The 15,161-nt window shown below is 65.9% G+C and carries 10 protein-coding genes; 2 read left to right on the top strand and 8 right to left on the bottom strand.

Annotation, left to right across the window (positions count from 1 at the left end):
• Positions 1 to 194: 194 nt before the first annotated feature.
• From cobA to M2332_RS12640, 8 genes are all read right to left on the bottom strand, one after another.
• Positions 195 to 986 (bottom strand): uroporphyrinogen-III C-methyltransferase, encoded by a 792-nt coding sequence (gene cobA, locus M2332_RS12675; protein WP_264574325.1) that lies wholly within the window; start codon positions 984 to 986, stop codon positions 195 to 197.
• The gene (locus M2332_RS12670) at positions 979 to 3,576 is read right to left on the bottom strand and encodes a nitrate reductase (protein WP_264574966.1); all 2,598 of its coding nucleotides are present in this window, start codon (positions 3,574 to 3,576) and stop codon (positions 979 to 981) included. The genes cobA and M2332_RS12670 overlap by 8 nt, the downstream gene beginning before the upstream one ends.
• Before the next feature lie 127 nt (positions 3,577 to 3,703).
• A complete protein-coding gene (nirD, locus tag M2332_RS12665; RefSeq protein ID WP_264574324.1) occupies positions 3,704 to 4,042 on the bottom strand; it encodes a nitrite reductase small subunit NirD in 339 nt (112 codons plus the stop codon).
• Positions 4,039 to 6,588, bottom strand: coding sequence for a nitrite reductase large subunit NirB (gene nirB / locus M2332_RS12660; RefSeq protein WP_264574323.1), 2,550 nt, complete (start codon positions 6,586 to 6,588; stop codon positions 4,039 to 4,041). The genes nirD and nirB overlap by 4 nt, the downstream gene beginning before the upstream one ends.
• A 206-nt stretch (positions 6,589 to 6,794) precedes the next feature.
• A complete protein-coding gene (locus M2332_RS12655) occupies positions 6,795 to 7,985 on the bottom strand; it encodes an alginate export family protein (protein ID WP_264574322.1) in 1,191 nt (396 codons plus the stop codon).
• A 56-nt stretch (positions 7,986 to 8,041) separates the two neighbouring features.
• Entirely contained in the window at positions 8,042 to 9,292 is a 1,251-nt protein-coding gene (locus tag M2332_RS12650) for a nitrate/nitrite transporter (RefSeq protein ID WP_264574321.1), read from the bottom strand.
• 383 nt (positions 9,293 to 9,675) lie between these two features.
• Positions 9,676 to 10,884 carry a CmpA/NrtA family ABC transporter substrate-binding protein gene (locus tag M2332_RS12645; RefSeq protein WP_264574320.1) on the bottom strand — a complete coding sequence of 403 codons (1,209 nt, stop codon included), beginning with the start codon at positions 10,882 to 10,884 and terminating at the stop codon, positions 9,676 to 9,678.
• The gene (locus M2332_RS12640) at positions 10,881 to 11,462 is read right to left on the bottom strand and encodes an ANTAR domain-containing response regulator (RefSeq protein ID WP_264574319.1); all 582 of its coding nucleotides are present in this window, start codon (positions 11,460 to 11,462) and stop codon (positions 10,881 to 10,883) included. Before M2332_RS12640 ends, M2332_RS12645 begins: the two co-directional genes overlap by 4 nt.
• Positions 11,463 to 11,685: 223 nt before the next feature.
• Here M2332_RS12640 and M2332_RS12635 point away from each other — a divergent pair, with 223 nt between their 5' ends.
• Together M2332_RS12635 and M2332_RS12630 are read left to right on the top strand one after the other, a co-directional pair.
• Positions 11,686 to 12,576, top strand: a complete 891-nt coding sequence (locus M2332_RS12635; RefSeq protein WP_264574318.1) for a TauD/TfdA dioxygenase family protein — start codon at positions 11,686 to 11,688, stop codon at positions 12,574 to 12,576.
• A gap of 203 nt (positions 12,577 to 12,779) precedes the next feature.
• Positions 12,780 to 15,101, top strand: a complete 2,322-nt coding sequence (locus M2332_RS12630; RefSeq protein WP_264574317.1) for a TonB-dependent receptor — start codon at positions 12,780 to 12,782, stop codon at positions 15,099 to 15,101.
• Positions 15,102 to 15,161 lie beyond the last annotated feature (60 nt).

The following is a 15,161-nucleotide window of genomic DNA, read 5'->3' as shown; positions in this document are numbered from 1 at the left end:
TGATTGCATCGCTACCAAAATTCAGCAGCGCATAAACTTTGAAGATACTGCGCCCTCAGACACCTGAGAAATCAAGCGTCTGGACATTGGTTACGCTACACAATCGTTTAAGTTCAGATCAGGAAAAATCGCCTGACACAGCGTCCTGTTGCGAAAGGACGCTGCCATTTCGACCCTGTTATCTGAGCGATAGATCAATCCTGCGTGGTAGCCTGTCCTATCTGCGCCAACGCCGCGGCGCGCTTGCGCTCGCTCCCCGGGCACAGCAGCGCATCGCCGATCAGCAGCAGGGTGGGATCGTCGCGCCCGATGGTGCGCACGAGAAAGGCCAGCGCATCGAGCCGGCCGCGCAGCAGGCGCTCATCCGGGCGGGAGACATTGACGGCGACCATGACCGGTGTCTCCGGGGGCAGTCCGGCGGCAATCAGGTTGCGGGCAATTTCCGGCGCGGCGTCGCGGCCCATATAGATGGCGAGCGTCGCTTCGCCCGCCGCGAGGCGTGACCAATCGACATCGAGCGGCTCCTTGCCGCGCGCATGGGCGGTGAGGAAGGTAAGTTGCCGCGCCGACCCGCGCAGCGTAAGCGAGACGAGGCCGCTGGCGGCCGCGGCGCTGGCAGCCGTGATGCCGGGGCAGATGTAGACAGGGATGCCATGCGCGGCACAGGCCGTCAGCTCCTCTGTCGAGCGGCCGAAGATCGAGGGATCCCCGCCCTTCAGGCGCAACACCCGCCGTCCGGCCAGTGCCGCCGCGACGATCAGCTGGTCGATCGTCGCCTGATCCTTGCTGTGGCGGCCTGAGCGCTTGCCGACGCTGACATGCTCGGCTTGCGGGGCAAGATCGAGAATGTCTCGCCCGGCCAGCGCATCGTAGAACACCACATCGGCCTGTTCGAGCAGGCGCAGCGCCTTGCGGGTGAGCAGATCGGGATCGCCCGGCCCGGCACCGACGAGCCAGATAGTGCCGGGTGCAAATGCTTCAGCCATGAACGGCCTCCTTCGTTTCGGCAGCGATGAGCTGCGCAATGGCGGGGCGGCAGGAGCCGCAATTGGTGCCGGCGCCGAGCGCCGCGCCGATAGCGGCGACATCGACGCGATCCCGCGCGCGAATGGCCGCGACGATGGCGTGGAGACCCACGCCGAAGCAGGCGCAGATGATCGGGCCGGGATCGACCTGAGCGCCCGGCGCGCGCCCGGCGAGCACCTGCGGCCCCTGCGGCTGGGCAAGCTGGCCGATGAGCCAGTCGCGCGCCGGCAGGTCGCCGTCGCGGGTGACGAACAGCACGGCGGCGAGGCGCCCGTCCTGCAGGATCGCGATGCGCCGCGTGCCGCGTGCGGGATCGCTCGCCTCGATGCGCTGACCGCGGGGCAGGGTCGCATCCAGCACGGCGGGATCGCCCTCCCCGGCCAGCTCATAGAGCGCGCCATTGGGCACGGCGATGCGCGTCGCCCAGAGGCAATCCGGTGCCTTGGGGGCGCTCAGTGCCGAGCCGTGGAGGATGAGGAAGCCGCGCCAGTCGACCGCGACCGGCTCGATGCGAGCGGGCGTCATCTTGAAGCCGGGCTGACCACTGTGCGGATCGACCAGCGGACGCGCAAGCAAGCCGGTGCGCCCGCCGGTGGACTGGCAATCGGTCCAGTGGATCGGCGTGAACACCTCGCCCCGGCGCTGGCCAGGCATATGTGCGACGCGGAACAGGCTCTCTCCCTGCGGCGTGATGACGCGGGCCAGCGCGCGATCCTCCAGCCCCAACCGCGCGGCATCGGCGGGATGCACCTCAACTTGCGGCTCCTCGCGATGGCGGGCGAGTTTGGGGCTGAGGCCCGTGCGCGTCATCGTGTGCCACTGGTCCCTATAGCGCCCGGTGTTGAGCGTCATCGGCCAGTCGCGCAACTGCGCCTCGGCCTCGCGCTGGACGACCGGCACCAGCCGCGCCTTGCCGTCCGGCGTGGAGAAGCGCCCATCGGCAAAGGGCGTGCCGCCCCACTGGAAAGGCTCGAGCGCGTCGTAATCCGCATTACCCAGCGCCACCTTGTCCCGCAGATTGAGCAGGCGGGCGCCCTCATTGCAATAGGTGGTCAAGCGGGCATGCTCGCGCCAGATTTCCGCCGGATGCGCATAGCCAAAGGCCGTGCGCCAGCCCATGCGGCGGCCGACTTCCTTGATGATCCACCAGTCCGGCTTCGCCTCGCCGGGCAGCGCCAGCACCGCGCGCTGGCGGCTGACGCGCCGCTCGCTGTTGGTGACGGTGCCATCCTTCTCCCCCCACGCAGCGGCGGGCAGGCGCACATGGGCGAAGCGGGTGGTATCGGTATCGGCCATCACGTCCGAGACGACGACGAACGGGCAAGTCTCCAGCGCCTCGCGCACGCGGGCGGCATCCGGCAGCGAGACGGCGGGATTGGTCGCCATCACCCACAGTGCCTTGATGCGCCCTTCCGCAATGGCGCGGAACATGTCCACTGCCTTGAGGCCCGGCTTGGTCGCCATGCGCTCGGCGGCCCAGAAGCGCCCCACCTCCGCCACGTCCTCCTCGCCAAAACTGCGATGCGCGGCCAGCGTCGTCGCCAGCCCGCCGACCTCGCGGCCGCCCATGGCGTTGGGCTGACCGGTGATCGAGAAGGGCGCCGCGCCCGGCTTGCCGATGCGGCCGGTGCCGAGATGGACATTGAGGATCGCGTTGACCTGATCGGTGCCGCGGATCGACTGGTTGATGCCCTGGCTGAACAGGGTGACGGTGCGCGGCGTGGCCGCAAAATGGTCGTAGAAGCGCTGGAGATCGGCAGGGGGAAGGTCGCAGGTCTTTGCGATGCTCCACAGATCATGGTCGCGCTCAAGCGCTTCCCAGAAAGCCTCCGGCGCGGCGACGTGATCGGCGAGAAACGCCGCATCCACCAGCCCTTCGCGCCGGCAATGCGCGAGCAGGCCGTTCATCAACGCCACATCCGTGCCGGGCTTGAGCGCAAGATGCAGGTCGGCATCCTCGCACGTCTCGGTGCGGCGCGGATCGATGACGATGATTTTCGTGCCGCGCTCGGCCCTCGCAGCCATGATCCGCTGATAGACGATGGGGTGGCACCATGCGGTATTCGAGCCGACGAGCACGATCAGGTCGGCCGCATCGAGATCGTCATAGCTGGCGGGCACGATATCCTCGCCGAACGCGCGCTGATGACCGGCGACCGCGCTGGACATGCACAGGCGCGAATTGGTGTCGATGTTCGCCGAGCCGATGAACCCCTTCATCAGCTTGTTGGCGACGTAATAATCCTCGGTGAGCAACTGGCCGGAGACATAAAAGGCGACGCTGTCCGGCCCATGGCGGGCAATGGTCTCGCGGAAGCGGCGGGCCACGAGATCGAGCGCCTTGTCCCAGCCGGCCCGCTTGGCGCCGATCATCGGGTGGAGCAGACGGCCCTCCAGCCCGACCGTCTCGCCCAGATGCGTGCCCTTGGAGCACAGCCGCCCGCGATTGGCCGGGTGATCGGGATCGCCTTTGATCGCCATGCTGCGCGGGCCGATGGGCGTCGCGAGAATGCCGCAGCCAACGCCGCAATACGCGCAGGTGGTGCGGATGTTAGCCCTCTCCCCTTCAGGGGAGAGGGTTGGGAGAGGGGAACTGGGATTGGCGGGGGTCAACGACGCAATCCCCCTCTCCCCGGCCCTCTCCCCTGAAGGGGAGAGGGAGAAGCAATCGCCCCCATCACGCCGCCGCCTGCAGCGTGCCGGTACGGCAGATCAGCACCCGACCGCCATCGACCTTCACCGGAATCGTCGGCGTGCAGCCCTTGTCCTCGCCCTGCGCCTCGCCGGTCGCCAGCGCGATGTTCCAGTTGTGCAGCGGGCAGGCGACGCTGTGGCCATGGACGATGCCCTGGCTGAGCGGGCCGCCCTTGTGCGGGCAGCGGTTGCGCAGGGCAAAGACCTTGTCGTCCCCGGTGCGGAACACGGCGATCTCCCCCGCGCCATCCACGGTGACGGTGCGGCTGCCGCGCACGGGAATCTCGTTCACCCAGCCGATGTCGAGCCAATCGCCGATCATGCCATTTCCTCCGCTTTGACGGGTTTGAACTGCGCCATATGCGCGTGCTGCTCGCGCTCGCCGCCCTCAGCGCGGGCCGCCCAGGGATCGTCCTGACTGAAGCTCTGCGAATAGAGGAAACGCGCGCACAGGGCCTCGCGCCCCACTTCGTCCTCGACGATGCGCTGCTTCACATAATCGATGCCGACCCGCTCGACCCAAGGCGCGGTGCGCTCCAGATAGCGGGCTTCCTCGCGGTAGAGCTGGATGTAGGCCGCGCAATAATCGAGCACCTGCTGCTCGGTGGAGACGCGGCAGAGGAGGTCCGTGGCGCGCACATGGATTCCGCCATTGCCTGCGACATGCAGCTCATAGCCCGAGTCCACGCAGACCACGCCAAAGTCCTTGATGGTCGCTTCCGCGCAATTGCGGGGGCAACCGGAGACGGCGATCTTGAACTTGTGGGGCATCCACGAGCCCCAGCTCATCTTCTCCAGCCGCACGCCAAGCCCGGTGGAATCCTGCGTGCCGAAGCGGCACCACTCGCTGCCCACGCAAGTCTTCACCGTGCGCAGCGCCTTGCCATAGGCATGGCCCGAGACCATGCCGGCGGCATTGAGATCGGCCCAGACGGCGGGCAGATCCTCCTTCTTGATGCCGAAGATGTCGAGCCGCTGGCCGCCGGTGACCTTGACCATCGGCGCCTCATATTTCTCGACCACATCGGCGATGGCGCGCAGCTCGCGCGGATTGGTGAGGCCGCCCCACATGCGCGGCACGACGGAATAGGTGCCGTCCTTCTGGATGTTGGCATGGAGGCGCTCGTTGACGAAGCGGCTCTGCTGGTCGTCCACATAGTCACCCGGTAGGGCGCAGAGCAGATAATAATTGAGCGCGGGACGGCAGGAGGCGCAGCCATCCGGCGTGCCCCAGTGCAGCTTCTGCATCACCTCGGGGATCGACCGCATGCCCTGCGCGACGATCTCCCGCCGCACATCGTTATGCGTGAAGCTGGTGCATTTGCACATCGTCTTGGGACCGGACTGGACATCATCGCCCAGCGTGATCGCCAGCAATGTCTCGACGAGGCCCGTGCAGGAGCCGCAGCTGGCCGAGGCCTTGCAGGTCGCGCGCACCGCATCGAGGCTGTGGGCGCCCTTGGCGATGCAGGAGACGACCTGGCCCTTGGACACGCCGTTGCAGCCGCAAATCTCGGCATCGTCCGAGAGCGCCGCAACGGCCGCCTTAGGGTCCGCCTGCCCACCCCCGGAGGCGAAGGCCTGGCCGAAGATCAGCAGATCGCGCAGGTCCGCGATGCTCTCCCCCTTCTTGAGAAGGTCGAAATACCAGCTGCCATCCGCCGTATCGCCATAGAGTACCGCGCCGACGATACGGTCATCCTGCAGCACGAGGCGCTTGTAGACACCCCGGCTGGCATCGCGCAGCACGATGTCCTCGCAGCCCGCGCCCGCGCCGGAGAAGTCGCCCGCGGAGAAGACGTCGATGCCCGAGACCTTGAGCTTGGTGGAGGTGACCGAACCGCGATAGGGGTTCGCCTTGCCGATGAGACCGTCCGCAAGGCTGCGGCACATGTCCCACAAGGGCGCAACGAGGCCATAGACCTGCCCGTCATGCTCCACGCACTCGCCGACCGCGAGAATCGCGGGGTCCGAGGTGACCATGTGATCGTCCACCTTGATGCCGCGCCCGACCTCCAAACCGGCCTCGCGCGCCAGCGCCACCGAGGGGCGGATGCCGACGGCCATGACGACGAGGCTCGCGGGGATCTCGCGGCCATCTTTCAGGCGCACGCCCTCGACCTTGCCCTGCCCAAAGACTTCAGCGGTATCGGCACCGGTGAGGATGGTCTGCCCGCGCGCCTCCAACGCCGTCTTGAGCAGCCAGCCCGCGGCTTCATCGAGCTGGCGCTCCATGAGCGTGCCGGGCAGGTGCAGAACCGTCACCTTCATGCCGCGCAAGGAAAGCCCGTGCGCGGCCTCCAGCCCGAGCAGACCGCCACCGATCACGATGGCCTCGCCGCCACCCCCGTTATTTTTGGCATCGGCTGCGGCGACCATCGTGTCGACATCCTTCATGTCGCGGAAGCTGATGACGCCGGGCAAGTCATACCCGGGTACGGGGATGATGAACGGGTCCGATCCGGTGGCGATGAGCAGGCGGTCATAAGCGACGATCCGGCCCGAACGGCTGGTGACGGTGCGCGCGGCACGATCGATAGCGGTGACCGGATCGCTCACGATCAGATCGATGCCGTTCTCCCGATACCAGTCGGCCGTATTGATGACGATCTCGTCAAAGCTCTTTTCCCCGGCCAGCACAGGGGAGAGCATGATGCGGTTATAGTTCACATGCGGCTCGGCGCCGAAGATGGTGACGCGGTAGCGCCCGGCATCGCGCGCCAGCAGTTCCTCGACGGCGCGGCAACCGGCCATGCCATTGCCGATCACCACCAGATGTTCGCGCGGCGCAGCGCTGCCGCCCGATGCCCCTTCCGATGGTCCCGCCTCCGGTGCTGCCCCTCCGCCCCGATAATCCTGGAAGTCCATGTGCCTTGCTCCAAAACGAAAAAAAGCCGCCATCCGGGCTCCGGTGTTTGAACCGAAGCCTGGATGGCGGCTTTGCCATCACATCGCGCCTTGACGGCCCATCCGCGGGCCAGTCTCAGCTATGAAATCCGTCGGGCGTCCTTGCCCTTCGCACTGCAACATGACGCGATTCGCGAAACCGCGCAAGCGATTCCGGCGCGTCATCGTCACAGCGCCCAATCCAGTTGCAGCCACAGCTTGCTGGTGTCGGTCCCGAAGCTGTCCGCCGCATAGCGTGCAAAACGCGCAGATACCGTGGCCTTATCACGCTTCACACTGGCGAGGAAATTGATCTCGTCGCCATAATGACGCGCCAGCCGGTCACTCTCGAATCGGTGATAGATGGCCTGCACCGTCACGCCCCGCCGGCCGTAGCTCGCGCCCGCGTAGAGATCGCGCAGGCCATCGGGCGGGGTGGTGAGGAACTTGTCCGCCCAGCCCTGAAACTTGAAATTGGTGCCGAGCGGCGTCTGGACGCTGGTGAACGCGGCGCCGCCGGACGCGCCGAGCACTTCATAGCCGGCATTGAGCTTGAGGGCGGCCACATCCAGCGTCACGTCCGCCAACCAATAGTCCGCCGCATAATCATTGGGATTGCGGCGATAATCGCTCTGCCGCGCGTAGCTGAGCGCATAGCCGAGCTTCGTGGAGGCCGAGAGCTTGCGCGTCCCCGCGAGCCGGACGCCATAGGTCTGGCTCGACAGCCGATAGCCCTGCACCGCCGCCTCGTCCTGATCGATCAGATAGGCAAAGCCGGTAACGGTGCCGAACGGCGTCTTCGCCGAGACGTTGGTCAGCACGCTATCGCCGTCGATGCTGCGCGGCCGGGCACCGGCGCCATCCACGCCCCAGATGGTGCGCACCTGCCAGACATAGGCGACATCCGCGCGAACGCCCGGAAGTCCGGTCCATTCTCCGCGCGCGGCATCGAAGCTCTGGCCGTTCTGCCGGAAGCCGACCGCGCCGACGAAGCGCTCGTCATCCAGCATGATGCGCTGCCGCCCGGCGGTGAGCGCAAAGGACGGCGTGCGATAGGCAATCTGCGCGCGGGACAGAGCCACATTTTGCGGGTCGGCGATAAGCGGCCGGTTGGCCGCGCCGTTCAACCCGTCAAAGGCATCCCCTGCGAGACGGAGCGTGCCCTGCCCTTCCACCAGCGCGGAGAGTGGCCCGAGGCTGGCTTGCGCGCCGGCGCGGAGCCGGGCCGTTGCCGCATCGGCTTGCGACTGGGCCAGCCCGTCCTGATCGACGCTCTCATAGCGCAGACGCAGTTCGGCGAGCGGCTTGACCGTCAGATCCTGGGCGCAAGCCGGCCCGGCGGCGACCAGCAGGGCCGCCGTCATAGACAAAAATTTCATGATTTTCCCCCTGATGAGACGGGCGGAGCCAGCGGCCCCGCCCCATCGTCACGCCATCAGATGCGCGCGCCGGTCGTCCAGGTCGCGCGCCACTTGCTCTTGACCGCCAGCATCCCCGCGAGCGCCAGAACCGCGAGGCCGGCGAAGATCAGGAAGCCCGAAGAGAAGCTGCCGGTGAGTTGCTTGGCAAACCCGAGCGAGGAGGCCAAGTAGAAGCCGCCCACGCCGCCCGCCATGCCGACCAGCCCGGTCATGATGCCGATTTCCGCCTGGAAGCGCTGCGGCACGAGCTGGAACACCGCGCCATTGCCCGTGCCCAGGGCCAGCATGGCGAGCACGAAGAGGCCGAGCGCGGCGGGGAGCGTGGTCGCCATGCTCACCCCGGCAAGGGCCAGCGCGGCGACGAGGAACACCAGCACAAGCGTGTTGATGCCGCCGACCCGATCCGCCAGCGCCCCGCCCATTGGCCGCACCAGTGATCCGGCGAACACGCAGGCCGCCGTGCAATAGCCGGCCATGATCGGGCTGAGCAGGAACTGATCGGTAAAGTAGATGCTGAGCGAGGCGGAAAGTCCCGAGAAACCGCCAAACGTGACGGCATAAAAGCCCATCAGCCACCAGGCGTCCGCCGTCTGGAGCGGTTTGAAATATTCGAGGACCTTCTTGGGCGCGGGCTGATTCGGCGCGTCCTTGGCCATCACCATGTAGATCACGAAGACGATCGCGAGCGGAATGCAGGCGAGGCCCAGCACCGCGTTCCAGCCGAAGAGCTTGGCCAGCGTCGGCGCGAACAGCGCGGCGAGGACCGTGCCGGAATTGCCCATACCGGCAAGACCCATCGCCTTGCCCTGATGCTCGGGCGGATACCAGCGGCTGGCCAGCGGCAGCGCGATGGCGAAGCTGGCGCCCGCGAAACCGAGGATCACGCCCAGCGCCAGCGTGCCGCCGAAGCTGTCCACGCCCATCATCCACGCCGTCATCAGTCCGACGATGACGATGACCTGGCTGATCGCGCCGGAGAGCTTGGGGCCGATCCGGTCGACCAGCAACCCGTTCACGACGCGCAAGATGGCGCCCATCAGCGTGGGGGTTGCGACCATCAGCCCCTTCTGCGCAGCCGACAGTCCCAGCGTGGCGGAGATATCCGGCGCGAGTGGGCCGAGCATCACCCAGACCATGAAAGCGAGATCGAAATAGAGAAACGAGGCGATCAACGTTGGCTTGTGGCCCACGCGCCAGAAATTGCTTTTCTCGGATGATGCCTGCGTGGCGCTCATGCCAGTCACGTCACTGATTATCGTTGCCATGTCACGTCCCCTTAGTGACGAAGCCCCCTGATGGGCGGTGAAACGAAAAAAGCCGCTCGGCAGACGATGCGCACAAAAATGCACATGTCTGGCCAGCGGCATTGCTGCAAAATTTGGGAGGACGCGGCCCGCTCCCTCAATGGAGCGCCTGTCCAAGCGGTCACGCCTCGTCGCGTAACGGAGATACTATCTCGCGATTCGGCTCATGTTGCAAGGCACAATTTTGGGCAGAGTCGGAGGCGGCAATCTCATGCCCGATGAGCCAAGCTCAAACCCTCTCCCCTTGAGGGAGAGGGATGCGCAGACTTGGCAGCGTTCTGCCTGGTCGAAGCTGGGAGAGGGGTAGCGATCCGAAGGATCGCGGGGATCGATGATCCGCCCCCTCATCCCCGCTCGAACCCCGCCAGATAAGCCTCGATCTGATCCGGATCGAACTTGCGACCATCGAAGAAGCGATCTGGCCCCAGCGTGATCGCGCCGCGCGGGGCGCCGATGGGGAGTGGGCTGGTGAGGGCGCCTTCCACCTTGCTGCTGGCGCCCGGCATCGGCGCGTCGCTGTCGGCCAGCGCGCGGCGGTAGATGTCCGGCCGGAAGACGGACGCGGCCTTGGCGCGGCTCGCCTCGCCGGGCTTCACCATGCGCCAGCGCACGAACTGGGAGTAAATCCACAGCGCCTGGCTCTGCCAGGGAAAGGGCGTGGCCTCGCGGGCGAAGAGCAGGAAGTCGGGCAGATCGACCGGCGGCTCGCCCTGCCGCGCGACGATGCGCCCGGCCAGCCCACGCTCCACCAGTGGGATTGGCTGATCGAGATAGGCCGGCCCGGCGAGCAGGAAGGCCAGTTCCGCGCGATTGGCGGGATCGTCGCACCAGAGCGCTGCCTTGGCCATGGCCCGCAGCAGCGCATCGACTGCATCCGGATTGGCTTCCATCCAGTCGGTGCGGAAGGTGAGCACCTTTTCGACGCCGCGCTGCCAGAGCCGTTCGCTCGCCGCCACGGCTTCGGCAAGCCCGGCCTCTATGGCCGCACTGCCCCAGGGCTCGCCGGCCGTGAAGCCATCGATCTCGCCGGCGCGCATCGCCTCGACCATCAGTGAGGGCGGCAGCACGCGCATCACCACGTCGCGGTAGGGATCGATCCCGGCGCTGGCGAGGAAGTAGCGCAGCACAAGAGCATGGCTGGAAAAGCGATGGACGACGCCGATGATCGGCTTGCGATGATGCAGACCGATGGCGGTGGCGAAATCATGTGCGGTGGCCAGCGGATCGTTGAGGCGCGCGGACGTGTCCGGCTCCAGCGCGGCGGAAAAGCCCGGCGCCATGACGATGAGGTTGCCATTGACGTTGAGCTTATAGGGCGCGGAAAGCGCGCAAGGCTGCTGGCTCAAGCCCAGCGTCACCGCCACCGCGAGCGGGGCCAGCATGTGCGCAGCCTGCACCTGGCCGTAGACGAGCCGGTCGCGCAGCGTAGCCCAGCTGGTATCGCGCAGCAGATCGAGCGCGACGCCCTCGGCTTGCGCAAAACCCTTCTCGCGCGCGGCAACGAGAACGGCGGTATCGGTCAGTCCTAGAAAGGCAATGCGGATCGGCGTCACGGCGTGCCTCCCAGCAGATCATGCGCGGTAATCAGGGCCGCGGCGATATCGACCATCTTCTTCCCCTGGTTCATCGCGCTGGAGCGCAGCAGAGCATAAGCCTCCGGCTCGCCGAGGCCGCGCTGCGCCATGAGGATGGCCTTGGCGCGATCGATCGTCTTGCGGTCGGCCAGTTGCGTGCGCGCATCGTCCAGCTCGGCCTGCATCCGGGCGAAGGCATTGAAGCGACGGATCGCCAGATCGAGGATCGGCTTGATCCGCTCCTTGCGCAGCCCGTCGACCACATAGGCAGAGATGCCGGCATCGATCGCCGCCTCGATCATGCTGTCATCCGACTGGTCGACGAACATCGCGATGGGCTTGGCCAGCGCACGGCTGACGGTGAGCATTTCTTCCAGTGTATCGCGGCTGGGGTTGCCGAGGTCCATCAGCACCACGTCCGGCGCCATGCGCTCGAGCCGCGCGACGAAGGCGCCGCGTGGGGGGACGACATGGATGTCGTCATAGCCGGCATCACGCAGCCCTTCCTCGAGGACCGTCGCGCGCGCGCCGCTATCATCGACGATGACGATTCTCATGAGATCTCTTTTCGCACCCGCAGCGCAAGTGCGCCAAGCGCAGGGCTCTAGTCAAACATAAAGCCGGTGGTGCGGCATGCAATGGCGAGCGGAGAATGGGCCGGGCTCAAGCTCCACTTCGTGATGACGTTATGCACGCAGTCGATAGGCCCCATGCGCCACCACACCGTTGCCCACGTCAGGCCACGCCATAAGTCTCGATAAAAATATCGGGAGACGATGCATGGAGATCAATCCGCTTCATCCGCTGTTTGCAGCGGAACTTATCGGCGCTGACCTTTCCACCGAGCCGGATCAGACGCTGATCGACCTCGTCGAAGAGGCGATGGCGCAATATGCGGTGCTCGTCATCCGCGGGCAGTCGCACATCGGTGATGCGGATCACATTCGCTTCAGCCGGGCGTTCGGCCCGCTGGAACTCCCCCATGGCACGCGCTCTGATGGCGCCGCTCCCCGCAAGCGGATCAGCCCGCTGCTCTACGATGCCTCCAATCTTCGGCTGGACGGAGAGATCATGGCGCCGGACGACAAGGCGGTCGCCAACAACAAGGGCAATGAGCTGTTCCACATGGACAGTTCCTTCCACGCCATGCCAACCAAATGGTCACTCCTGCTCGGCCACAGCGTCACCAGTGAGGGCGGTGAGACGGAGCTGGTCGACACCCGGGCCGTGTACGACGCGCTGCCCGAGGATCTGCGGAACCGGATCGACGGGCGCGTTGCCGAGCATAATGTCTGGATCTCGCGCCAGCGCATCGGCTTCGAGGGCACGATGGCGCTCAAGGAGATGTATCCGGCGGTCACCCACGACATTGTCGGCCTGTCCGCGTCCGGCCGAAAGTGCCTCGTGATCGGCTCCCACGCGGACCATATCATCGGCATGGATGAAGCCGAGGGTCGCGCCTTGCTGGACGCCCTCGTCGCCTTCGCATCCCAGCCGCAATTTATCTACAGCCACCGGTGGCAGCAGGGAGACCTGCTCATCTGGGACAATCGGTGCACCCTGCATCGCGCCCGCCCGTTCGATTACTTCGGTGTGAAGCGCGACCTGCGTCGCTCGACCATCTGCGAATATGGCGACGAAATGTCCGCTATCGAGGCGCGGCGGACCTGATCAGCGCCGCCGTACGGGGGATCGATATGCACAAGCTGAATAACGGTTATCGCCGCGCCCTCATGGCCGCTGTTCATGAGCGATGATATCCGCCCATCGTTGGCTTGACACGCCGCCGGCTCGTCCGCCGCGGCCCACGCGCCAGCCAAGCTACCGCCCAAAGAGCGGCGCTTAGAGTAGCAGCGATTTCAAGGGAGAGTGATATGGGGCTCAAGACGATTTTTGGTTGTTCTGCATCGGCAGCCGTGCTGGCGAGCCTGTGCGTCGCGGCGCCTGCCGTCGCGCAGGATGCGGCCGAGACGGCCAGAACCGACGGTGACATCGTGGTGACGGCGCGCTTTCGCGAGGAACGCCTGCAGACCGTGCCGATCGCCATCACCGCCGTCACCGGCGACGAACTGGTGGCGCGCGATGCGCGGGACGTAACCGCGCTGTCCAACACCACGCCGAACATCTATCTGCGGGAAGGCAGCGCCGCCTTTGGCAAGTCGCTCCAGTCGACCATCCGTGGCATCGGCGAGTCCGATTATCAGTTCACCATCGAGCCTGCGATCGGCGTCTATGTTGACGACGTGTATCACGGCACGGTGTTCGGCGGCGTGCTTGGCCTGCTCGATCTGGAACGCGCGGAAGTTCTGCGCGGTCCGCAGGGCACGCTGTTCGGCAAGAACTCGCTCGGCGGCGCGCTTCGGCTCGTTTCCAAGCAGGCGACCGGCAGCAACACCGGCTATGTCGAGGCGACCGCAGGCAGCTACGACCGCATGGACGTGCGCGGCGCCTTCGATGCATCGCTGATCAAGGATCGCGTCTTCCTGCGTGTTTCGGGCGCGTCGCTGAGCCGCGAGGGCTATATGTCCGTGCTGGACTTCGCCTGCGCCAACCCCGGCAGCACCGGCGCGGGCACGGCGCCGCTGTCCTACCTGCTGCGCCAGAGAACGACGGAATCCGGATGTGAGGTCGGCAAGCTCGGCAACATCAACACCAAGGCGGCGCGGGCCTCTCTGCGCGCGCTGGTGAGCGATGACCTCGAAGTGACCGTGACGGGCGATTATTCCCGCGATCATACGGCCCAGAGCGCCTACAAGCTGCTCACCATCAGCCCGACACTGACGTCATACAATGCCACCATCGGCGTGCCGCTGTACGGGATTCCCTACGACAGCCGCTTCATCACCAACTCGCCCTACACGACCTATGCCGCCTATCAGCCCGGCCGCAACGGTCTGGCCCTGCCCAATGAGAGCAATCTCGATCAGTGGGGCATCACCGGGAAGATCCACTGGAAGCTGGGCGAGAATATCAGCCTCACCTCGATCACGGCATGGCGGAAATATGACGGCTTCTTCGGGCGCGATGGCGATGGCTCGCCGATGGACCTGGGCGGCAGCGCGGAGACTCTGGGCCACCACCAGTTCAGCCAGGAAGTCCGCCTGTCCGGCCTGATGATGGATGACCGGCTGGATTGGACCCTGGGCGGCTATTATTATACGGCGACCGGCAATTATGACAGCTGGGTCTACTTCGCCACGCTCAACCTGACCCAGTTCACCAAGGATATCTCGAAGAGCAAGAACTACTCGGCCTTCGCGCATGTCGCCTTTGCGCTCACCGATCAGCTCAAGCTGAACGGTGGCCTGCGCTACAGCAACGAGAAGAAGGACTATGTGTTCGACCGTCTCTATTACGAGACCGGCACGCGGCCCTTCGCTTACACCACGGCCGATGTCGCCTATGACCGCGTCGACTATCGCGTCGGTCTGGACTTCAAGGCCAGCGAAGACGTGTTCCTTTACGGCTCGGTTTCCAGCGGCTTCCGCTCGGGTGGCTTCAATCCTCGTCCGCTCAGCGCGGCGCAGGTGACTGCGGTGTTGCCGGAAACGGTGACGTCCTACGAGTTGGGCGCGAAGCTCAACCTGCTGGATCGCGCCGTACAGGCCAATTTTGCGGTCTTCCAGACGGACTTCACCAACCGTCAGGTCACCGCCATCGTGCCGGATCTCAACGGCGTTCCCAACTCGCTGCGCACCAATGCCGGCACCGCCCGCATTCGCGGCGTGGAAGCCGAGGTGACGGTGCGTCCCACGCAGGGCCTGACCCTGAACGGCATGTTGGGGTATAATGACTTCGCGTATACCGATCTGGGCGCGGCGGCGGCTGTTCCCAACGGCCCGTGCGCAACCTGCGAACCGGTCGGCGCCCCGGCGTTCAACTATGCCGTCGCGGCGCAGTATGACTTCGACCTGGGTTCCGCCGGCGAGGTGAGCGTGAGGGCCGACTGGAACTGGCGCAGCCGCATCTGGTACGATCTGGCCAACACACTCAGCCAGTCCCAGCCGGGCTATGGCCTGCTCGGGGCGCGGGTGAGCTGGCAGCCGGATGCGAGCGGGCTGACGCTCTCGGCGTCGATCAGCAACCTGACCGATACCTTCTATTATACCGGCATTGGCCCGACCTCGACGGCCGGCATCCAGGCCACCCCGTCCAGACCGCGCGAGTGGGCCGTCACCGCCCGCTACGAGTTCTGAGCAGACAATGAAAGTTCAGGTCCGGGGCCGTCACAGGCCCCGGATTTTGCCTGACCGGCA

This window comes from Sphingobium sp. B11D3A (assembly GCF_025961695.1).
Taxonomy (GTDB): Bacteria; Pseudomonadota; Alphaproteobacteria; order Sphingomonadales; family Sphingomonadaceae; genus Sphingobium.
Note: the sequence above shows the minus strand (reverse complement) of the source record. Positions and strands in the feature narration are given on the sequence as shown.

What these genes read in the sequence shown, in the direction of transcription:
- M2332_RS12630 (WP_264574317.1), top strand. Translation starts at nt 12,780, where the DNA reads ATGGGGCTCAAGACGATTTTTGGTTGTTCTGCATCGGCAGCCGTGCTG.
- nirB (WP_264574323.1), bottom strand. Translation starts at nt 6,588, where the DNA reads ATGGACTTCCAGGATTATCGGGGCGGAGGGGCAGCACCGGAGGCGGGA.
- M2332_RS12640 (WP_264574319.1), bottom strand. Translation starts at nt 11,462, where the DNA reads ATGAGAATCGTCATCGTCGATGATAGCGGCGCGCGCGCGACGGTCCTC.
- M2332_RS12635 (WP_264574318.1), top strand. Translation starts at nt 11,686, where the DNA reads ATGGAGATCAATCCGCTTCATCCGCTGTTTGCAGCGGAACTTATCGGC.
- nirD (WP_264574324.1), bottom strand. Translation starts at nt 4,042, where the DNA reads ATGATCGGCGATTGGCTCGACATCGGCTGGGTGAACGAGATTCCCGTG.
- cobA (WP_264574325.1), bottom strand. Translation starts at nt 986, where the DNA reads ATGGCTGAAGCATTTGCACCCGGCACTATCTGGCTCGTCGGTGCCGGG.
- M2332_RS12655 (WP_264574322.1), bottom strand. Translation starts at nt 7,985, where the DNA reads ATGAAATTTTTGTCTATGACGGCGGCCCTGCTGGTCGCCGCCGGGCCG.
- M2332_RS12650 (WP_264574321.1), bottom strand. Translation starts at nt 9,292, where the DNA reads ATGGCAACGATAATCAGTGACGTGACTGGCATGAGCGCCACGCAGGCA.